18 protein-coding genes are annotated in these 18,785 nt (G+C 65.9%); 6 read left to right on the plus strand and 12 right to left on the minus strand.

Annotated elements, in window-relative coordinates:
* Nucleotides 1–26 precede the first annotated feature (26 nt).
* Complete coding sequence (pyrC, locus tag BLT66_RS19945) at nucleotides 27–1,070, plus strand: dihydroorotase (protein WP_092760391.1); 1,044 nt, start codon at nucleotides 27–29, stop codon at nucleotides 1,068–1,070.
* A 24-nt stretch (nucleotides 1,071–1,094) separates the two neighbouring features.
* On the opposite strand, the gene BLT66_RS19950 is transcribed toward pyrC, so the two are convergent.
* Nucleotides 1,095–2,501: an FAD-binding oxidoreductase gene (locus BLT66_RS19950; RefSeq protein WP_092760393.1), complete on the minus strand. Its 1,407-nt coding sequence runs from the start codon at nucleotides 2,499–2,501 to the stop codon at nucleotides 1,095–1,097.
* 129 nt (nucleotides 2,502–2,630) lie between these two features.
* Between BLT66_RS19950 and BLT66_RS19955 the strand changes: the two genes are divergently transcribed.
* Nucleotides 2,631–3,785, plus strand: coding sequence for an ABC transporter substrate-binding protein (locus tag BLT66_RS19955; protein WP_092760395.1), 1,155 nt, complete (start codon nucleotides 2,631–2,633; stop codon nucleotides 3,783–3,785).
* Between the two features lie 27 nt (nucleotides 3,786–3,812).
* Here the strand turns inward: BLT66_RS19955 and BLT66_RS19960 are convergent, their stop codons facing one another.
* From BLT66_RS19960 to BLT66_RS19970, 3 genes are read right to left on the minus strand one after another with little or no spacing between them, the layout of a single operon-like run.
* Nucleotides 3,813–4,247, minus strand: coding sequence for an HIT family protein (locus BLT66_RS19960; RefSeq protein WP_092760397.1), 435 nt, complete (start codon nucleotides 4,245–4,247; stop codon nucleotides 3,813–3,815).
* A 1-nt stretch (nucleotide 4,248) separates the two neighbouring features.
* Nucleotides 4,249–5,112, minus strand: a complete 864-nt coding sequence (locus tag BLT66_RS19965) for an isocitrate lyase/PEP mutase family protein (RefSeq protein ID WP_092760399.1) — start codon at nucleotides 5,110–5,112, stop codon at nucleotides 4,249–4,251.
* A 23-nt stretch (nucleotides 5,113–5,135) separates the two neighbouring features.
* Entirely contained in the window at nucleotides 5,136–5,843 is a 708-nt protein-coding gene (locus BLT66_RS19970) for a GntR family transcriptional regulator (RefSeq protein WP_092760401.1), read from the minus strand.
* A gap of 92 nt (nucleotides 5,844–5,935) precedes the next feature.
* Here BLT66_RS19970 and BLT66_RS19975 point away from each other — a divergent pair, with 92 nt between their 5' ends.
* Genes BLT66_RS19975 through BLT66_RS19985 form a run of 3 tightly spaced genes read left to right on the plus strand, consistent with a single transcriptional unit; the run spans nucleotide 5,936 to nucleotide 8,063 of the window.
* Entirely contained in the window at nucleotides 5,936–6,688 is a 753-nt protein-coding gene (locus BLT66_RS19975) for a DUF3025 domain-containing protein (RefSeq protein ID WP_092760403.1), read from the plus strand.
* 51 nt (nucleotides 6,689–6,739) lie between these two features.
* The gene (gene htpX, locus BLT66_RS19980; RefSeq protein ID WP_092760405.1) at nucleotides 6,740–7,615 is read left to right on the plus strand and encodes a protease HtpX; all 876 of its coding nucleotides are present in this window, start codon (nucleotides 6,740–6,742) and stop codon (nucleotides 7,613–7,615) included.
* A complete protein-coding gene (locus BLT66_RS19985; protein ID WP_092760407.1) occupies nucleotides 7,602–8,063 on the plus strand; it encodes a GNAT family N-acetyltransferase in 462 nt (153 codons plus the stop codon). The genes htpX and BLT66_RS19985 overlap by 14 nt, the downstream gene beginning before the upstream one ends.
* 73 nt (nucleotides 8,064–8,136) lie before the next feature.
* Here BLT66_RS19985 and BLT66_RS19990 read toward each other — a convergent pair whose 3' ends face one another.
* Together BLT66_RS19990 and dbpA are read right to left on the minus strand one after the other, a co-directional pair.
* On the minus strand, nucleotides 8,137–8,640 hold the full coding sequence (locus BLT66_RS19990) for a PEP-CTERM sorting domain-containing protein (RefSeq protein WP_092760409.1): 504 nt from the start codon (nucleotides 8,638–8,640) through the stop codon (nucleotides 8,137–8,139).
* Between the two features lie 175 nt (nucleotides 8,641–8,815).
* Nucleotides 8,816–10,222 carry an ATP-dependent RNA helicase DbpA gene (gene dbpA, locus BLT66_RS19995; protein WP_092760411.1) on the minus strand — a complete coding sequence of 469 codons (1,407 nt, stop codon included), beginning with the start codon at nucleotides 10,220–10,222 and terminating at the stop codon, nucleotides 8,816–8,818.
* Between the two features lie 186 nt (nucleotides 10,223–10,408).
* On the opposite strand from dbpA, the gene BLT66_RS20000 reads away from it, so the two are divergent.
* Complete coding sequence (locus tag BLT66_RS20000) at nucleotides 10,409–10,810, plus strand: hypothetical protein (RefSeq protein WP_092760413.1); 402 nt, start codon at nucleotides 10,409–10,411, stop codon at nucleotides 10,808–10,810.
* 21 nt (nucleotides 10,811–10,831) lie between these two features.
* Here BLT66_RS20000 and BLT66_RS20005 read toward each other — a convergent pair whose 3' ends face one another.
* The 6 genes from BLT66_RS20005 to BLT66_RS20030 all read right to left on the minus strand — a co-directional run bounded on the left by BLT66_RS20005 (nucleotide 10,832) and on the right by BLT66_RS20030 (nucleotide 18,766).
* Nucleotides 10,832–12,022: a phospholipase A gene (locus tag BLT66_RS20005; RefSeq protein ID WP_255407015.1), complete on the minus strand. Its 1,191-nt coding sequence runs from the start codon at nucleotides 12,020–12,022 to the stop codon at nucleotides 10,832–10,834.
* Nucleotides 12,019–12,501, minus strand: coding sequence for a hypothetical protein (locus tag BLT66_RS20010; protein WP_092760417.1), 483 nt, complete (start codon nucleotides 12,499–12,501; stop codon nucleotides 12,019–12,021). Before BLT66_RS20010 ends, BLT66_RS20005 begins: the two co-directional genes overlap by 4 nt.
* Complete coding sequence (locus tag BLT66_RS20015) at nucleotides 12,498–14,594, minus strand: ATP-dependent helicase (RefSeq protein ID WP_092760419.1); 2,097 nt, start codon at nucleotides 14,592–14,594, stop codon at nucleotides 12,498–12,500. The genes BLT66_RS20010 and BLT66_RS20015 overlap by 4 nt, the downstream gene beginning before the upstream one ends.
* Nucleotides 14,595–14,734: 140 nt before the next feature.
* Complete coding sequence (locus tag BLT66_RS20020; protein WP_092760421.1) at nucleotides 14,735–15,226, minus strand: hypothetical protein; 492 nt, start codon at nucleotides 15,224–15,226, stop codon at nucleotides 14,735–14,737.
* An 8-nt stretch (nucleotides 15,227–15,234) separates the two neighbouring features.
* Nucleotides 15,235–16,431 carry an MFS transporter gene (locus BLT66_RS20025; protein WP_092760423.1) on the minus strand — a complete coding sequence of 399 codons (1,197 nt, stop codon included), beginning with the start codon at nucleotides 16,429–16,431 and terminating at the stop codon, nucleotides 15,235–15,237.
* A gap of 73 nt (nucleotides 16,432–16,504) precedes the next feature.
* Entirely contained in the window at nucleotides 16,505–18,766 is a 2,262-nt protein-coding gene (locus BLT66_RS20030; RefSeq protein ID WP_092760425.1) for an FUSC family protein, read from the minus strand.
* Between the last annotated feature and the right edge of the window lie 19 nt (nucleotides 18,767–18,785).

An 18,785-nucleotide genomic window follows, 5' to 3' on the forward strand; every position in this document is an offset into this window, starting at 1 on the left:
AAATCTGGAATGCGACAATTCTGCCTATGACTTCAGCCACTCCCTACTCCCTTACCATCACCCGGCCCGACGACTGGCACCTGCATGTGCGCGACGGCGATGCCCTGCACACCGTGGTGCCGCACACTGCCGCCCAGTTCGGCCGGGCCATCATCATGCCGAACCTGCGCCCACCGGTAACCAGTACCGCCCAGGCGTTGGCGTACAAGCAGCGCATCCTAGCCGCCGTTCCTGCCGGAGTGGATTTCGAGCCACTGATGACGCTGTATCTGACCGACAGCCTGCCCGCCGACGAGATCGCCCGCGCCAAAGACGCGGGCGTGGTCGCCGCCAAGCTGTATCCCGCCGGCGCCACCACCAACAGCGACGCCGGCGTGACCGACTTGCGCAAGATCTACAAGACCTTGGAAGCCATGCAGCGTGCCGGCATGCTGCTGCTGGTGCACGGCGAAGTCACCAGTTCCGATATCGACCTGTTCGACCGCGAAGCCGTGTTCATCGACCGCCAACTGATCCCGCTGCGCCGCGATTTTCCCGAGCTGAAGATCGTCTTCGAGCACATCACCACCCGGGAAGCGGCCCAGTACGTGGCCGCGGCCGACAGCTATACCGCGGCCACCATCACAGCCCACCACCTGCTGTACAACCGCAATGCCATCTTCACTGGCGGCATCCGCCCGCACTATTACTGCCTGCCGGTGCTGAAGCGCGAAACCCACCGGGTCGCGCTGGTCGAGGCCGCGACCTGCGGCAGCACCAAGTTCTTCCTGGGCACCGACAGTGCACCGCACCCCGCGCATCTGAAGGAGCACGCCTCCGGCTGCGCCGGCTGCTACACCGCCCACGCGGCCATCGAGATGTACGCCGAGGCCTTCGACAACGCCGACGCCTTGGACAAGCTGGAAGCCTTTGCCAGCTTCAATGGTCCGGACTTCTACAGCCTGCCGCGCAACCAGGGCACCATCACTCTGCACCGTGAAAGCTGGACCCCGCCCGACAGCTTTGCCTTCGGCGATGCGCAGCTCAAGCCGTTGCGGGCTGGCGAAGCCCTGCCTTGGCGCCTGGTCTAAGCAAGGTGCCCAGGACCCGGCTGGTCAGATGACCTTGCCGGGGTTGAGGATGTTTTTCGGGTCCAGCGCGGCCTTCAGCGTGCGCATCAGCGCAATCTGTTCGGCCGAGCGCGCATGGGCCAGCCAGCGGCGCTTCATGGTGCCTATGCCGTGCTCGGCCGATACCGTGCCGCCGTACTCGCGCACCAGGCCGTAGATGATTTCGTCCGCCGCGTCCTTGGGTTGGGCGGTCACGCCGCTCTGGTAGGCCACGATGTGCACATTGCCGTCGCCGATGTGGCCGTAGAACACCGCCTCGCAGCCCGGTAATTGGGCGCTGAGCGCGGCCTTGCAGCGCACCGCGTATTCGTCCATGTTGACCACCGGCAAACCGATGTCGTAGGCCAGGTGCCCGGGCCAGAGCTGGTGGAATTCGGCGCAGGCGTCGCGTACGCCCCAGAAGGCTTTTTCGTCGGCCAGCGACTGCGATACCACCGCGTTCGGCACGGTGCCGGATTCCAGCAGCTGGGCCAGCCAGGCCTCGAAATTGGGGCCGTCGCGTGCCGGGTCGGTGCCCAGGGCTTCGACCAGCACATAGGCGCCATAGCTGCGGCCGTCTGCCGCAAACGGGTTGCGTACGCCGCGTACCTTCTGCGTCGCCATGTCCCAGTAGTCGGGCCACATTACTTCGAAGGCCGACAGCATCGGGCCCAGGCCGTTGCGCGCTGCCGTCAGCAGCTTCAGCACCGTGCCGTAGTCATCGGCCGCGCACAGCGCCACCATGGTGGAGGCCGGCTTGGGGAACAAGCGCAGCACGGTGCGCGTGATGATGCCCAGCGTGCCTTCGCTGCCGATGAACACATGCTTGAGGTCAAAGCCCGCGTTGTTCTTGATCATCTTGTTCAGGCTGCTGACCACCGTGCCGTCGGCCAGCACGGCTTCGATGCCCAGCACCATGTCGCGGGCCATGCCGTAGCGGATCACCCGGTTGCCACCCGCATTGGTCGACAGGTTGCCGCCGATCGCACACGAGCCGCGTGCACCCAGGTCCAGCGGGCAGAAGAAGCCGGCCGCCGCCGCGGCCTGTTGCACCACCTCCAGCGGCGTACCGGCCAGCACCGTCATGGTGGCCGAGGCCGGATCGATTTCTTCAATGCCGACCAGGCGCTCCAGTGACAGCGCAATCTCGTCGCTCTGCGCCCGCGCGCCGCCACACAGGCCGGTCAGCCCGCCCTGCGGCACTACAGCGATGCCGTGCGCGTGGCAGATGCGCAGGGCCGTTGCCACACCTTCCACATCGGCGGGGCGCACCATGGCCAGCGGCTGGGTTGGCGCCAGGCCGCTGTAGTCGTTCCGGTTGCGGGCCGGTACTTCGTCGGCAATGAATACGGCAGCGCCCAGCTGTTGACGCAGGGCCTGCAGAGCTTGTTCGGCGGCGGTAGAGGCTGTCATGGCGGTGGAATAAAATTGATGTATGTAAGGTACTGGGTACTGTACACTAATAATTGTGAATGAAAAATAGCCCGGAACACTGGGCAACCGCAGCCCGATCCTCGATCCTTACGACCTATGGAGACAAAAATGAAATTCCAGCGCAGAACCCTCATCGCCGCCGCGACGGCTACCGTCCTTTGCAGTACCGCAACGGTGTGGGCCCAGGGCGACCCTGTGAAGATCTTCAACGTGGTCGAGCTGTCGGGTGCAGGCGCCACTGCCGGCACCATGTTCAAGTCGGGCATCGAGCTGGCCGTCAAGGACATCAATGCCGCCGGCGGCATCCTGGGCCGCAAGATCGAGGTCACCAATATGGACACCCAGACCAACCCCGGTGTCGCCAAGGGCCTGGTGGTGCGGGCCATAGACGACGGTGCCTTTGCCATCTTCGGCCCGGTGTTCACCGGCTCCATCCTGATCAGCCAGACCGAGACCCGCCGCGCCGAGGTGCCCAATTTCACCGCCGCCGCCGGCGCCCTGGTGACGCAGCAGGGCAGCCCCTACATCTTCCGCACCGGCCTGACGCAGGTCAATTCCATGCCCAAGGCCGCACGGTACATCGCACAGAACCTGAAGGTCAAGAAGATCGCCGTGATGTACGTGAACAACGACTTCGGCAAGCCGGGCCGCGACGCCATCGTCAGCGCCTTGAAGACCTACGGCGTTGAGGTGGTGGCCGATGTGTCCACCGAGGTCGGCCAGGTAGATTTCTCGGCCCCGGTGGTGAAGGTCAAGCAGGCGAATGCCGAGGCGGTGTTCGTCTACCTGAACGAAGAAGAGTCGGCGCGCGCGTTACGCGAGCTGCGCAAGCAGGTCTGGGACAAGCCCATCGTCGGCGACGTGACCCTGTTGGGCCAGAAGGTGATCGACCTGGCCGGCGAGGCTGCCAACGGCGTGGTCGGCCATACCGAGATGTCGGCCGATGCGCCGATTGCCGGGATCAAGATGGTGCGCGACAAGTTCGTCAAGGCCTATAACTTCGTGCCCGACCACAACGGCATCAAGGGCTACCAGGGCGTCTACATGCTCAAGGCCGCGATCCAGAAGGTTGGCAAGTTCGACCGCGTGGCCGTGGCCAAGCAGCTGCACGGCATGACCATCAAGGTGGCCGACGAGCCCGGCGTGCTGATGGACGTGACCTTTGACGACAAGGGCGACATCGACCGCGACAGCTTCCTCATCGAGATCAAGGGCGGCAAGCCCATGGTGAAGGAAATCCTGCCACCGCTGGGCAAGGGCTGAGTTAAGAGCTAAATCGGCCGTTGGCGCTTATACTGACTGCAGCAACTGCTGCAGTTTTTGTAGCGTAGCCTGGAATTGCGCCGCCGGCAGCGCCAGCGGCGCGTCCTGCGTCAGCACAAAAGCCTGGCCCCAGTGTGGCCCGCTGCGGGTCTTGGGCACCAGGTGCATGTGGATGTGCTCGTTCAGGTCGCCGTAGATCGCGTAGTTCACCTTGTCGCAATCGCCTAATTCGGTGATGGCAGCGGCCACCTGCGCCACCTCCTGCATGAAACCGCTCAGCACCTCGGGCGCCAATTCGAACAGTTCCCGCGCATGCTGCTTTAGCAGCACGATGCAGCGGCCGCGGTGCGTCTGGTCGCGCAGCAGGAACACGCGCGAATGCTCTAGGTCGCGTATGTGGACCATCAGACTGTCGAGTTCCGCCAGCGTGGCGGTGCAGTAGCGGCAAGCGGGTGTGGTCATTTCAGGCTCCGAATCTGTCGTCGAGGTCTTTGTGGAAATCCAGGTCTACCAGGGTGCTGAATTCCGCGTAACTGACCATGTTGCCTGCACTGCCGCGCGGCGTGCCGCTACGCTGCAGCTCCGCCAGCGCATCCGATACCGCCTTGACGGCGGTAAACAGCGCCGTCACCGCATAGAACACCACCGAGAACCCCATGTCTTGCAGGTCCTGGGCGGTCAGCGCCGTGGTTTCGTTGCCGTCGACGATGGAGACAATCTTCGGCCCCGGCACCGCCTTGGCCACGGCCTCCACCTCGGCGATCTTCTTGATGCCGTCGACAAACACCAGGTCCACCCCGGCCGCCTGGTACAGGTGGGCGCGGCGTATGGCTTCTGCTATGCCCATGGCGGGCAGGGCGTCGGTGCGGCCTATCACCAGCAACGGGTCGCTGCCCCGGGCTTCCATCGCGCACTTGAGGCGCAGCACGTTTTCCTGGGCATCCATCAGGCGGATGCCGGCCATCTGGCCGCAGCGCTTGGGGGCCACCTGGTCTTCCAGGTGGATGGCGGCGACTCCGGCCTGGATGTATTCCCGCACCGTGCGCTGGATGTTCGACGGGCCGCCGTAGCCGGTGTCGGCGTCGGCAATGATGGGAATGTCCACCACCCGCGCCATGTCGCGCGCGTGGGTGGTCATCTCGGTCTGGCTCAGCAGGCCGATGTCCGGTGTACCCAGGCGGCTGGCGGTGGCGCCAAAGCCGGTCATGTAGACGGCCGGAAAGCCGGCCTTTTGCACCAGCCGGGCGGTGATGGCGTCGGGCGCGCCGGGCGCCATCACGATCTTGCCGGTCTGTAGCAGTTGCTGGAGTCGGTGGGCTGGTGCCATGGCGGGCTTTCTGGAGGGTGGATTTAGGCGGTGGCGCGCAGCTTGGTCGCTGGCGGCGGGGCGCTGCGTGTGGCCTGGGCCAGCCGGAACGCCTCGACGGTACGGCCTACATGGGCGTTGACCAGCACCTCCAGCTGGGCGAAGTTGCCGCTGTCTACGCACTGGATGATCTGCGCGTGCTCGTCCATCGACACGCTGCGCGCATCCGAGAACTGCCGCGACATATGGGTGCGCAGCGCGGCGATCTTGCCCGACACCAGCGCGTACGAATTCACCACATAGGCGTTGCCACAGTGGGCAAACAGCGCTTCGTGAAAGGCCGAGTCGCAGCGGCCATAGGCCACGTCGTCATCGGCTGCGATGGCCGCCTGCATCTGCTGGAAGATGGCCTGCAGCCCGGCCACCGTGGCCTCGCGCTGCAGCGCCCGCGACAGCATGGCGCCGTGCAGCTCCAGCATGGCGCGGAAGTCGCAGATGGCCTGCACATCTTTCTCATCCGGCTGGAACACGAAGCTGCCGCGCTTGGAGCGGATGTCGACCAGGCCGGTGGTCTGCAGCAGGGTCAGCGCGTCGCGCACCGGCGTGCGGCTGACGCCGAAGGACTCGGCCAGGGTTTCCTCGGAGATCATCTGGCCGAGCGCGAATTCCCCGTCAATAATCGCCTGCCGCACGCGCTGGGCGACGATTTCGGTCAGCGACTTGGGCATCTCGATATCAAATTTCTGGGCCATGGGGGTCAGATTCCTCAATGTGGCATGTGGGCAAGGGGGGGCTGGGGAGCCGCAAGCCTGCATTGTAGTTTTTATAAGGCGTAAGGTTCCGTATGCAAGGTACAGCAGAGGCGTGGAGCGTAGATTGGTCGCAGCCCTGGCTGCAGCCCTTGCGCGCGCTGGGCGAGCCCGCCACGCTGCGCCTGCAGCAAGGCCAGTCCGTCGCCGCCACCCTGCATGCCGCCGGCAGTGCCCCGGTGCGCTTTGTGCCGCAAGCTGACCTGCCGCCCGGCGAGCCCTACGAGCGCTTCATCCACCAGACCCGCTGCGTGCCCACCCGCGACAACCTGCACGACTTCTTCAACGGCCTGTGCTGGCTGCAGTTTCCGCAGACCAAGAGCCGGCTGAACCAGCTGCAGGCCGCTGAGATCGCCGCCGCCGGCGTGCAGCCCTTGCGCGGCCCGGTGCGCGACGCGCTGACGGTGTTCGACGAAAACGCCGCCTTCCTGATCGCCCCGTCGCCGCTGTGGGACGCGCTGCGGGCGCGCGACTGGCAGCGGCTGTTCGTCACGCTGCGACCGCTGTGGGCGCAAGCCCAGCTGGTGCTGTTCGGCCATGCACTGCTGGAGAAGCTGGTTTGTCCAAGAAAAGCGATCGTAGCGCACGTATACTGTGCGCCAACAGCTATATATTCCGTAGCAAGCCTGGATGCGGAAGTGGCAGCCCAGCTCAGCGCGGCCGGCCTGGCCGGCAAGCCTTTTGCGCCCTTGCCGGTGCTGGGTGTGCCGGGCTGGTGGGCCGAGAATACCGAGCCGTCGTTTTACGCTGACGCCGAAGTTTTTCGGCCGCCGCGGCAAATCGCTTGAACTGTGGCCCGCCATCCGCATCTATCCTCCAGTTATTCCCACGGAGAACCTATGAAACGCATTCTTTTATTCATCCTGACCAACGTCCTGGTGGTCGCGGTGCTGGGCGTCGTCGCCAGCCTGCTGGGGGTGAACCGCTACCTCACGCCGAACGGGCTGAACCTGGGCTCGCTGCTCGGCTTCGCCCTCATCATGGGCTTTGGCGGCGCCATCATTTCGCTGCTGATCAGCAAGCCCATGGCCAAGTGGACCTCGGGTGTGCGCATCATCGAGCAGCCGCAGAACGCCGACGAAGCCTGGATCGTCGACACCGTGCGCCGCCTGGCCGACAAGGCCCAGATCGGCATGCCCGAAGTCGGTATTTTTGAAGGCGATCCCAACGCCTTTGCCACTGGCGCCTTCAAGAACTCGGCCCTGGTCGCCGTCTCCACCGGCCTGCTGCAAAGCATGACCCATGAAGAGATCGAAGCCGTGCTGGGCCACGAAATCGCCCACGTGGCGAATGGCGACATGGTCACCATGACCCTGATCCAGGGCGTGATGAACACCTTTGTGGTGTTCCTGAGCCGTGTCATCGGCTATGCGGTGGACAGCTTCTTGCGCAAGGGCGACGACCGCAGCTCCGGCCCCGGCATCGGCTACTACGTCAGCACCATCGTGCTGGACATCGTGCTGGGCTTTGCCGCCGCGATGGTGGTCGCCTGGTTCTCGCGCCACCGCGAATACCGGGCCGACGCCGGTGCGGCCCAACTGATGGGCCGCAAGCAGCCGATGATCAACGCCCTGGCCCGCCTGGGCGGGGTGCACACCGGCGAGCTGCCGAAGAGCGTGGCCGCCTTCGGCATTGCCGGCGGCATTGGCCAGCTGTTCTCGACCCATCCCCCGATCGAACAACGTATCGCCGCGCTGCAAAATGCCCAGTCCTGAGTTGCGCTTCCAGTGGGCGCGGCTGGATGATTTGAGCGCCAGGGACCTGCATGCCGCGCTGCAGCTGCGTTCGGCGGTTTTCGTGGTCGAGCAGAACTGCGTCTACCACGACGTGGACGACTACGATCTGCAATGCTGGCATCTGCTGGCCTGGTCGGGTAAGCAACTGGCTGCCTACCTGCGCGTCACCGACCCCGGCAGCAAGTACCCCGAGCCCTCGCTGGGCCGGGTGCTCAGTGCGCCGGCCTTTCGTGGCCAAGGCCTGGGCCTGCAGCTGCTGACCGAAGCTCTGCAGCGCTGTGCCACCACCTGGCCCGGCCAGGCGAACCGCATCAGCGCCCAGCACTACCTGTTGAAGTTCTACCAGGGCTTCGGCTTTGTGCCGTTGGGTGAGGTCTACCTGGAAGACGATATGCCCCATATAGAGATGCTGCGCCCTGCGGCTTGATGCTGCAGCAAAGCGACAGACAAAAAAATACCCCGCCGATGCGGGGTATTTTTTGGGGTTGGAAACGGCTGGATCAGGTCGCCTTCTTCTTGCGTGCTGCCGCCAAGCCGGCCAGCGCCACGCCGAACAAGGCCAGCGAGCCGGGTTCAGGCACGTTGTTGGTGTCGGAGGCCAGGCTGCTGACGCGGAACACGTAGTTGGTGTACTGGGCGCCTATTGCGTTGTCGTCGGTATAGGCCGAGATGGCGCTGTTGGCGCCGCCGGGCGCGTTATAGCCAGGCGCACCGAGATCCAACTTAAAGTCTTCATTGAAAGTGGTCCCACCACCAATACCCCAAATCGTGTACCAGGCCAGGTGGTTGATGTTCAAAATGTTCGACGAAATGGTGGAGATGTCGTAGTCGCTGGCAACGCCGCCAAACAGCAGTGCGGCGGCTTCGGTGGCCGAGTACACGGTGGGATTGGTGGTCCAGTTAGGGCCTGCATCTACCCGGTAGCTGCCAACGTAAACGGGCGTGGCTTGGGACAGGGTGGCGGTGGCCAACAGGGCGAGAGTAGCGAATGCTTTTTTGAACATGGTAAAACGGTTTTGTAACTAAAAATAACTTCTTGTTACTTAAAGCACATGTTGGGCCAAATGCAATATAACTTTATTTATCAATAAGTTATTTGTATTTTCAGAGTTTTGGCGAAGAGTTTTGTAAGCAAAATCGACGTGCGATTTGTCACACTTTGCCGTTCACCCTTAGGGCCTACTCCGTCAGCAACCGCACCCGCACACTCTTGCCCTTGATCTTGCCGGCGTTCAGTTTGCGCTCGGCTTCATGGGCGATGCGGCGGTCTACTGCCACGTAGGTCGAGTATTCGTTCACATTGATCTTGCCGATCTGCTCGCGGGTGTAGCCGGCGTCGCCGGTCAGCGCGCCCAGCACGTCGCCGGCGCGGATCTTTTCCTTGCGGCCGCCGGTGATCTGCAGCGTCATCATCGGTGGGCGCAGCGGCTCCTTGCTGGTCGGGGTCAGCTCGTCCAGCTTGTGCCATTCGGACTCGCGGCCCTGCAGCACCTCGATCTTGCCGACGAAGCCCATTTCGTTCATCGACGCCAGGTTTAGCGCCAGGCCTTCCGCACCCGCACGGCCGGTGCGGCCGATGCGGTGGATGTGGACTTCCGAGTCCGGCGTCACGTCGACGTTGATCACGGCGGCCAGGTCGGCGATGTCCAGCCCGCGCGCCGCCACGTCGGTGGCTACCAGCACGCTGCAGCTGCGGTTCGCAAACTGCACCAGCACCTGGTCGCGCTCGCGCTGCTCCAGCTCGCCGTACAGCGCCAGCGCGCTGAAGCCTTGGGCTTGCAGTTCCTCTACCAGCGCGCGGCACTGCACTTTGGTGTTGCAGAAGGCCAGCGTGCTCTCGGGGCGGAAGTGGTTCAGCAACTTGCCCACGGTGGCCAGGCGCTCGGATTTTTCCACCTGGTACCAGCGCTGCGAAATTTTGGTGGCCGCGTGCTGGGCCTGCACGATGATGGTCTTGGGCGTGCGCATGAACTGCTGGCTCAGCTTTTCGATGCCTTCAGGGTAGGTGGCAGAGAACAGCAGGGTCTGGCGCTCTTTCGGGCACTGCTTGATGACGGTCGCCATGTCCTCGAAGAAGCCCATGTCCAGCATGCGGTCGGCCTCGTCCAGCACCAGGGTGTTGAGTGCCGACAGGTCCAGGTTGCCGCGCTCCAGATGGTCCATGATGCGGCCGGGCGTGCCGACCACGATGTGGGCGCCATGCTCCAGGCTGGCATTCTGGCCGCGCAGCGCCACGCCGCCGCATAGGGTCACGACCTTGATGTTTTCTTCGGCGCGGGCCAGGCGGCGGATCTCGGTGCTCACCTGGTCAGCCAGTTCGCGCGTCGGGCACAGCACCATGGCCTGGATGGCGAAGCGGCGCGGGTTCAGGTTGGCCAGCAGGGCCAGGGCGAAGGCGGCGGTCTTACCGCTGCCGGTCATGGCCTGGGCGATCAGATCCTGGCCCAGCAAGGCCAGCGGCAGGCTGGCCGCCTGGATCGCCGTCATCTGTAAATAACCCAGCTGCGTGAGGTTGGCCAGCATGGCGGGGGCCAGCGGCAGGCTGCTGAAATCGGTGGCAGCTGGGGTTTTGTTCGGTGTAGTCATGCCCCGATTATCGGTGGCGGGCCCTGGCAGGCCTTTTGCATGCCTGTGGGTGGCCATGTGTAAGCGCCGGGTAAAAGCCGGTCGTTGGCTACCAGTTGGGCCGCATTAGGCTGCTAATTAATGCCTTGGACGTGAAAAATATCATCCACAATGTGGGTTACCTCCCCGCAATCGCCCGCAATCCCCATGGAACTGCAATACCAACTCAAAGGCGGCAGCTACTACCTGTACGACATGGACACGCCTCCGAGCGCGGTCACGGGCGAGCGTCGGTTCCGTTTGAAGACTGACACGGTGGCGATAGCTTTTGACGTCAGCACTGGCGAACTGCACCAGCACGGCAACCCGGTGCGCATCCAGTCCTGGGCCATGGGCGCGCGGCGCCGGCTGCGGGCTGCCGGTGCGCAGGACTACGCAAACGACATCGTCGTCGTCTCCGGCCCGCTGCCGGTCGACGAGCTGAACAAATGCCTGGGCATAGAAGGCTATTGCTGCCGGATGTTCAAGCGCCTGGCCAGCCTGCCGCACGGCAAGTTCAACACCAAGCCCTACACCTACAAACCAACCGGCCGCCCCCAGGCAGCCTAGCCGGTCCGCCTGCAACGGGCGTTAGAAATCCACCAGGCTCAAGCCCACGCTCAACACGGTGCGCCGGTGGTTGTAGTCGATCAGGCTGTCGCCGTAGCCGCTGAACAGCTGGGTGTGCAGGCGCAGGCCGCTCTTGCGGCCGTCGCCGTCCAGCGATTTCAGCCATTCCAGCCGTACCGAACCACGGTTGTTGCTGCGCAGCGAATGGCGCACCGTGGTGACCAGGGTGTTGTCCTTGTTGACGTTCCAGGCGGCCAGCAGCTCGCCGCGGCCGATGAAGTCGCTGATGTCGGGGTTGTCGTCGTTGCCGTTGCTCTCGGGCAGGCGTTTCCAGACGCGCGCCTGCAGCTGCCAGCGGTCGCCTAGCTCCAGCCCGGCCATGCCGTAGACGCGGTTCCAGCTGCGCGACAGCGGCAGGCTTTGGCCGTTCGACTGGTGCACCAGGCCGGCGCCGCTGTAGCGCAGCTTCCAGCCGCCGGGCAGGGCCACGGTGCTGGGGTAGACGTAGACCAGCTCGGGCTCGTGGTCGGTGCTGCGGAACGGCCGCGACAGCGAGGGCGTGAACAGCTGCCAATACGACTGCTGGGTGTAGCCAAACCACAGCGAATCGCTGAGGCCGCTGGCGCGGTCGGTCAGCATGCCCTGGGCGATCTTGGTCCGCACCGACACCTGGATGCGGTTTTCCACCCGCTTGTAGGCGGTGGCCGAGGTGGCTGTGTGGCCGGCGCTGGGCGAGCTGGGTTGTTCGTTGACGTTGTCGGCGGTCACCACCGACAGGCTGATCGGGCGGTAGCCGCGGATGTTGAAGGTGCCGCAGTCGCTGCCGGTTTCCAACTCCCAGAAGCGCGAGAACTCGGAATAGCGCGTGTCCTTGCAGCCCTGGTCGGCGGCAATCGCCAGCGCCACGGCCACCGGCTGGGGCGGAATCTCGGGCAGGGCGGCGCTGGCGGTGGCCAGTACCGGCACGGCCGGCGGCGGGGGCGCGCTCTGCTGCTGGGCCAGCTCGTCGAAGCAGGCGAGTCGGGCTTCGCGGTCGTTCACCAGCCGCGCGCAGGACAGCCAGGGCACGGCGCCGGCCGCGCTGCCGGTGGCCGCCGGCGTGGCGGGCGCCACGATGGTGCTGGAGGTGATGGGCGCCGACTGCGCCTGCGCGCCGCCGCCCATGGCCGCCAGCAGCAGGCCCAGCGTGAAACTGCCGGCTGCCGGCTTCATTGCCAGCCGCCCTGTCTGCGCAGCACAAAGGGGTGCGTCTGGTCGTTGAGTGCGTTGGTCCATATTCCCTTGATTTCCTTGCCGCAGGATGCGGCTACCAGCTGGCCGGACCAGGTGGCGCTGATGCGCACCCCGTCGTCCGATTCTTCCAAATTGAACTCGCCGTCCTGCACATCGCCGGCCAGCAGCGCCGGTTTAGCGGCCGCTCCCTTGGGCGTTTTGGGCGCCTTGGGGTCAACGGGCAGGGCACGGTTGATGCTGCCCACGAGGCTGTCGTCCTGGTCAGGGTCTTTCAGAAACTGCACGCTGGCCGGGCCGGGCTCGCCGTCGATCTGGGCCAGCCACTGGCCGTACAAATGCGCGTTGCTCAGTGTGTTGACGGCCGGGCAGCTGGCGGGTGGATTTACAAGATTTTGGCCTGTGGCGCAGGTAGATATTGCGCAGGCAGCTATAAAAAAAGTAGCGATCCAGGTCTTCATGGTTGTTGGGCGGCCAGGGCGGCGGCCGCGTTGTCTTGCGACTTCTTGGCGAATTCGGCGCGCAGCGCACGCAGCTTCTCGCGCGGGTCTTCTTTCACAGTGGCCTGGTCCAGCCCCATTTCCTTGATGAAGCGGCTGGGCTGGGCGGAGACCATCTCGCGGCCCTTTTTCTTCTTCTTGGTCCAGCTCACGGCCAGGCTGCGCTGGGCGCGGGTGATGCCCACGTACATCAGGCGGCGCTCTTCCTGCAGCCGCTGGGTGATGTCGTCGCTGACTACCTGCTGGCGGCCCTCGTCGTCGTCCAGCTTGAAGGGCAGCATGCCTTCGGTCACGCCGGCCAGGATCACATGCGGCCACTCCAGCCCCTTGGACGCGTGCAGGGTGGACAGGGTGACCACGTCCGCATCCTTCTCGCGCTGGTTGATGGTGGACAGCAGGGCGATGGTCTGCGCCACTTCGAGCAGGCTCTTGGTTTCGCGCACCGTCGTTGTGCCCGAATCCTCGTCGGTCTGGCCGCCGGCACGCGCCGCCATCCAGTCGCAGAACTCCAGCACATTGGTCCAGCGCGCGGCGGCGACTTTCTCGCTGTCCTCGCCGTCGTACAAATGCTTTTCGTAGTCGATGTCCTTCAGCCACTGCAGCATGAAGGCCAGCGAGTCTTCGGCGCCCACGGTGCGGCGCGCCTGGTATTCCAGGTCGGTCACATAGCGGCCAAACTCGTGCAGGCCGTCCATGGCCTTGGCCGGCAGCAGCGCGCCCAGCGAGGAGGTGAACAGCGACTCGAACAGGCTCAGCTTGTACTGGGTGGCGAACTCGCCCAGCTTGCCCAGCGTCTGGTGGCCGATGCCGCGCTTGGGCGTGGTGATGCAGCGCAAGAACGCCGGGTCGTCGTCGTGGTTGATCCACAGGCGGAACCAGGCGCACAAGTCCTTGATCTCGGCCCGGTCGAAGAAGCCGGTGCCGCCCGACACCTTGTACGGAATCGCCGCCTTGCGCAGCGCTTTTTCAAACGGCTTGGCCTGGTGATTCGCGCGGTACAGGATGGCGAAGTGGCGGAACTCCTGGTACTGCGGCCCCTGGGTCACGGCGGCGCCGGCGCGCAGGCTCTGGATGCGGGCCACGGCGCGCTCGGCCTCGTGCTCTTCGTTGTCGGCGTCCACCACCCGTACCGGCTCGCCTTCGCCCAGTTCGCTGAACAGGGTCTTGGGGTACAGCTTGGGGTTGGGGCCGATCACGTTGTTGGCGGCGCGCAGGATGGCGCTGGTGGAGCGGTAGTTTTGCTCCAGCGTGATCACCTTCAGCTGCGGAAAGTCCACCGGCAGCTTCTTCAGGTTGTCCAGGGTGGCGCCGCGCCAGCCGTAGATAGACTGGTCGTCATCGCCCACGGCGGTAAAGCGGGCCGCATCGCCCACCAGGTACTTGAGCACGTCGTACTGGGTGGCGTTGGTGTCCTGGTATTCGTCGACTAGCACATGGCCCAGCACGCTCTGCCACTTGGTGCGCACTTCCTCGTGGTCGCGCAGCAGGCGCAGCGGCAGGCTGATCAGGTCGTCAAAGTCCACGCTCTGGTAGGCCGTCAGCCGCTCTTCGTACAGCGCCATTACGCGGGCGGTGATGGCCTCGTTGTCGTCCGCCGCCTGGGCCGCGGCCTGCTCGGCGTTCAGCCCCATGTTCTTCCACTTGCTGATGGTCCACTGCCAGGTGCGGGCGGTGGCCACGTCGGTGCTGCCGCCGGCGTCTTTCAGGATGCTGGTCACGTCGTCGGCGTCCAGAATGCTGAACTGCGGCTTCAGGCCGACGCGGTGGCCGTCTTCGCGCACCATGCGCACGCCCAAAGCGTGGAAGGTGCAGATCACCACGTCTTTGGCGTCGCGGCCGATCAGCGCCTTGGCCCGCTCGCGCATTTCCATCGCCGCCTTGTTGGTAAAGGTGATGGCGGCAATCCGCTTCGGCGCCAGGCCCGACTGGATCAGCCGGCCGATCTTGTGCGTGATCACCCGCGTCTTGCCCGAACCCGCGCCCGCCAGCACCAGGCAAGGCCCGTGCAGGTAGTTCACAGCCTCTTGCTGGGCGGGGTTCATTCCGGCGGACATGGTGTGGGGGGATGCTTTAGACAAAATTTCGGATCATACAGAGCCACCATGCCCGGCTGGTAAACCGGGGCTATTTCTTATGGTGAAATTGGTAGTTTGCGCAGGTAATATCAGCGCAGGCAGCTATTAATTAAATAGCGTTATCGCGGTTTGGCGAAGCCAGCGTCGATCCAGGCCAGGGCGCTGCTGCGGTTCAGCTTGAAGCTGGGGGCCACCCGTACCTCGGCCAGCGTGTCGCCGCCCGCGTCTTCGGCGCTCAGGGTGGCGCTGGGGTTGTCTTCGTCGGGCACGATGTCCAGCCGCACGGTGATGCTGCCGGCTGCGGCGGCCACGGTGATGCTTTGGTGCAGGCTGGCGTGCAGCTGCTGCTCGTGCCGGCGCACGAACTCGTTGGCCGTCTTCACCAGGGTGCTGAAGGCGTTGCCGTCCAGCGGCTTGGGGTTCTTCTTGTCGCGGCCCATGGTCCAGGGGCCTACCAGCGCGGGCTCGGGCTCGCCGTCTTTCAGCATGGCCACGGCCCAGCCGTCGTCGTCTTCGTTCTTGATGACCTGGGCGGTCCAGCCGTCGCCGGTCCACAGCCGGGGTTCCTGGATTTTCTCGGGGGCTTCGTCGTGCGGGGTGTCGTTAGGCATGGGAAATTTTAAACGCCGCCCCTGCGCGCGCCCGGTTGCCAGGCCAGCCCCAGCAGCGCCAGCACGCAAAAACCCGCCCCGGCATAAAACGTAGCGGCCGCGCCCCAGCCGTCCCACAGCAGGCCTGCCAGCACACTGGCCAGCAGCATCGCCAGGCCGCTGACCAGGTTGAACAGGCCAAACGCCGTGCCGCGCAGCGCGGGCGGCGCGGTGGCCGCCACCATGGTGGCCAGCAGGCCCTGGGTGATGCCCATGTGCACGCCCCACAGCGCCACCCCGGCCAGCACCACGCCCCAGTGGCTGCTGTAGGCCAGCACCAGGTCGGCGGCCACCAGCACCAGCAGGCCGATGGCCAGCAGCGGCTTGTGCCCCATGCGGTCCGACAGCTGGCCGAACGGATAGGCCGACGCGGCGTACACCAGGTTCATTGCCACCATCACCAGCGGCACCAGGGCCAGCGGCATGCCGCCCTGCTGGGCCCGCAGCACCAAGAAAGCCTCGCTGAAGCGCGCCAGCGTGAACACCGCGCCCAGGCCCACCACCCACCAGTAGGCGGGGCTGAGCTGGCGCAGGTTCTCGCGGCGGATCGGGTTGCTGCGCTTGGCGCCGGGCTGGGGCGCCGGCTCCTGCAGGCCAAAGAACAGCAGTGCCACGGCCAGCAGGCCGGGCACTACCGCCACCCAGAACACCGCCCGGAAGTCATTCGCCCACAACAGCATCAGCCCCACGGCCAGCAGCGGGCCGATGAAGGCGCCCACCGTGTCCAACGACTGGCGCAGGCCAAACGCCGCGCCGCGCAGATGCGCCGGTGCGATGTCGGCCACCAGCGCATCGCGCGGCGCGCCGCGGATGCCTTTGCCCACGCGGTCCAGCAGCCGGGCGGTCAGCACCAGGCCCATGCCGGGGGCGATGGCAAACAGCGGCTTGGTCAGCGCGCCCAGGCCGTAGCCCAGCAGCGCCAGGCCTTTGCGCCGGCCCAGGTAGTCGCTCAGCGTGCCCGAGAACACCTTGACGATCAGCGCCGTGGACTCGGCCAGCCCTTCGATGATGCCCACCGTCAAGGCACTGGTGCCCAGCACCGTCACCATGAACAGCGGCAGCAGGCTGTGCACCATCTCCGACGAGATGTCCATCAGCAGGCTCACAAAGCCCAGCACCCAGATGCCGCGCGGCAGCTGGCCCAGGGGGCTGGGTGGCTGGTTCATGCGGTGGACTTAGAACCAAATCGGCCGTTGGCGCAGGTACTACCAGCGCAGGTAGCTACGTTTTGCATAGCATTCAGGCTTTGGCACCCGCGGGCGGCTGGCGCAGCTGGGCCAGGGCCGATGCCTGCTGCAGCTCGCGCGCCATGGATGTGGCCAGGGTTAGCCGGCGCAGCAGCCAGGGAGTCAGGTCGTCGGCCAGTAGCGGGTCGGGTTTGGGCAGAAACGGTTGGCCGACGATGGTGGGGGCATCGGCGGGCGCCGGTGTGTCCTTGGGCGCGGCCGTGGCCGCCAGCTCCTGGGCGATTTGCCGCGCCGCCTCTTGCAGCGCCGGCGTGGCCACCGCCATGTCCAGCTGGGCGCGGCGTAGCAGCAGCAGCGACTTCACCGCGGTTAGCTGGGCCAGCAGCTGGTAGCTGCGCGCCTGCACCGCCTCCAGCGGCGCCAGCGCCGGCCGCACCTCGCTGGGCTCGGCCAGGCTGCGCTGGGTGGCCAGGGTCAGGGCCGACAGGCTGTCGTAGGCCTCGCGGCGCGCCAGCCGCCAGGGCAAATCCGATGTCTGCGCGGGCTCGCCCAGCGCCAGCGCCAGCTTGGCGTGCTGCAGCTGGGCCTGTTGGCTGCGCCGCACCAGGCCCGGCAGCTGGCTGCGTTCCCAGGCCGGCAGCACATAGCTGAACAGCCAGGCCAGGGCCGCGCCCAGCAAGGTGTCGGCCAGCCGCTCGCCCACCGCAAAGGTGGGGGCCGCGCCCACCAGCAGGATGTGCGCTTGCAGCAGCCCGGCCAGGGTGGCGAAGATGGTGGTGTACAGGTAGCGGCGCAGCGCAAACGCATGGGCCAGCCCCATGCCCAGCGCAATCACCAGGAACAGCGTGCGCGCCCCGGGGTGGGTGGCCAGCAGCGCCATCACCAGCAGGCAGCCCAGCACCGTGCCGGCCACCCGCGCGTCGCGCCGCTGCAGGGTCTGCGCCAGATTGCCGCGCATCACCACCACGATGGTGGTCAATATCCAGTACTTGTGCGCCGCCCACGGCAGGTGCAGCGACACGATGTAGCCCACGCCCACCGCCAGCGTGGCGCGCAGCGCGTAGCGCAGGGTGGGGGCGCGCCAGGTCAGCTGGCCCAGCAGCGGCGCAATCGCCCAGCGTGTGGGGCTGACGAACAGCTGCCACTGGGTGCGCACCGCCGCCAGCTCGGGCGCCGCATCGCCGCGCGCCAGGGCGGCCAGGTGCATGGCCTCGTCGTTGATGTGACCTATGCGGTCGGCCATGTTGTGCAGCAGCGCCATCGCGTCCGGCGTGCCGGTGGTCAGCGGGCCGGGCACCAGCATGGCCGGGTCGGGCCGCGGCGGCAGCACACCGGCCAGCGCGGTGCGCAGGTCGGCAATCGGCGCAATCGCCTGCATGCTGCGGCCCAGCAGCATCGACAGGCTGAGCGCCTCCAGCTGCTGGGCGGTGGTGTTCAGCACCTGCTGCAGCGCCGGCAGGGTGGCCGTGCTGCCCTCATGCTTGAGCAAGGTGTCCAGATCCAGGTCGCAGGCCAGCTGGTGGTCGCGCGCCTCCAGCAGGCCCAGCAGCATGGCCGCCAGCCGGGTGCGGGCTGGCGTGGTGGGCGATTCGAGCACCACGTCGCGGGTGTTCTGCAGGTGGTCGGCCAGCGTGGCCTGTTGCTCCAGCATGCGGGCCAACAGAGATTGCGGATCGGCGTTGGGCGCAAAGCGCTGCGCCTGGGTGCGCAGAATCTGCGCAAAGCTGTGCAGGCACTCGGCCAGCAGCTGGGTACGGAAGCGGGTGTTCAGCCAGTGGGTGGTCAGCACGCCCCACACCAGGTACAGCGCCGCCCCCAGCGCAAACCAGCCCCCGTGTTCCAGGATCTGCTCCAGCGCACCCACCGGCGGCGCGGCCATGGAAAACAGCATCGAGAACAGCAGCGAAAACGTCAACGGCCCGCCGCGCTTGCCCCAGGCCATCAGCATCACCGCCAAGAAGGTGCCGGCCACCAGCACCACGCCCAGCAGCAACACGTCTTCGCGCACTAGCTGTACCAGCATGAACAGCGGCGTGCCCAGCAGCGGCGCCGGCAGCATCTGCATGATCTTGCGGCGCCGCGGCGCCGGCACGTCCGGCAGGCTGGTAACCATCACCCCCACCGCCGCACTCGACGCCCCGGCCAGCCCGGCCGATTCAAAGATCAGCAACATGATCACCACCAGCCCCAAGGTCACGCTCAGACCGTTGGTCACGTAGTGGCTGAGGGCGATGCGCAAGAAGCGGTCGCCGCGGGCGAATAGGCGGTCGGCGAGGGTGGGCTTGGCGGGGGCTCGGGGGCGTGCTGGGGGCATGCGGGGCAATTTAGCAGAG

Source organism: Rhodoferax sp. OV413 (assembly GCF_900104385.1).
Taxonomy (GTDB): Bacteria; Pseudomonadota; Gammaproteobacteria; order Burkholderiales; family Burkholderiaceae_C; genus Rhodoferax_B.

Excerpts from the sequence above, each read along its gene's own strand:
- BLT66_RS19975 (WP_092760403.1), top strand. The coding sequence starts at position 5,936 with ATGCAAGGTACAGCAGAGGCGTGGAGCGTAGATTGGTCGCAGCCCTGG.
- BLT66_RS20030 (WP_092760425.1), bottom strand. The coding sequence starts at position 18,766 with ATGCCCCCAGCACGCCCCCGAGCCCCCGCCAAGCCCACCCTCGCCGAC.
- pyrC (WP_092760391.1), top strand. The coding sequence starts at position 27 with ATGACTTCAGCCACTCCCTACTCCCTTACCATCACCCGGCCCGACGAC.
- dbpA (WP_092760411.1), bottom strand. The coding sequence starts at position 10,222 with ATGACTACACCGAACAAAACCCCAGCTGCCACCGATTTCAGCAGCCTG.
- BLT66_RS19990 (WP_092760409.1), bottom strand. The coding sequence starts at position 8,640 with ATGTTCAAAAAAGCATTCGCTACTCTCGCCCTGTTGGCCACCGCCACC.
- BLT66_RS19970 (WP_092760401.1), bottom strand. The coding sequence starts at position 5,843 with ATGGCCCAGAAATTTGATATCGAGATGCCCAAGTCGCTGACCGAAATC.
- htpX (WP_092760405.1), top strand. The coding sequence starts at position 6,740 with ATGAAACGCATTCTTTTATTCATCCTGACCAACGTCCTGGTGGTCGCG.
- BLT66_RS19955 (WP_092760395.1), top strand. The coding sequence starts at position 2,631 with ATGAAATTCCAGCGCAGAACCCTCATCGCCGCCGCGACGGCTACCGTC.
- BLT66_RS20000 (WP_092760413.1), top strand. The coding sequence starts at position 10,409 with ATGGAACTGCAATACCAACTCAAAGGCGGCAGCTACTACCTGTACGAC.
- BLT66_RS19960 (WP_092760397.1), bottom strand. The coding sequence starts at position 4,247 with ATGACCACACCCGCTTGCCGCTACTGCACCGCCACGCTGGCGGAACTC.
- BLT66_RS20025 (WP_092760423.1), bottom strand. The coding sequence starts at position 16,431 with ATGAACCAGCCACCCAGCCCCCTGGGCCAGCTGCCGCGCGGCATCTGG.
- BLT66_RS20020 (WP_092760421.1), bottom strand. The coding sequence starts at position 15,226 with ATGCCTAACGACACCCCGCACGACGAAGCCCCCGAGAAAATCCAGGAA.
- BLT66_RS20015 (WP_092760419.1), bottom strand. The coding sequence starts at position 14,594 with ATGTCCGCCGGAATGAACCCCGCCCAGCAAGAGGCTGTGAACTACCTG.
- BLT66_RS19950 (WP_092760393.1), bottom strand. The coding sequence starts at position 2,501 with ATGACAGCCTCTACCGCCGCCGAACAAGCTCTGCAGGCCCTGCGTCAA.
- BLT66_RS20005 (WP_255407015.1), bottom strand. The coding sequence starts at position 12,022 with ATGAAGCCGGCAGCCGGCAGTTTCACGCTGGGCCTGCTGCTGGCGGCC.
- BLT66_RS19965 (WP_092760399.1), bottom strand. The coding sequence starts at position 5,112 with ATGGCACCAGCCCACCGACTCCAGCAACTGCTACAGACCGGCAAGATC.
- BLT66_RS19985 (WP_092760407.1), top strand. The coding sequence starts at position 7,602 with ATGCCCAGTCCTGAGTTGCGCTTCCAGTGGGCGCGGCTGGATGATTTG.
- BLT66_RS20010 (WP_092760417.1), bottom strand. The coding sequence starts at position 12,501 with ATGAAGACCTGGATCGCTACTTTTTTTATAGCTGCCTGCGCAATATCT.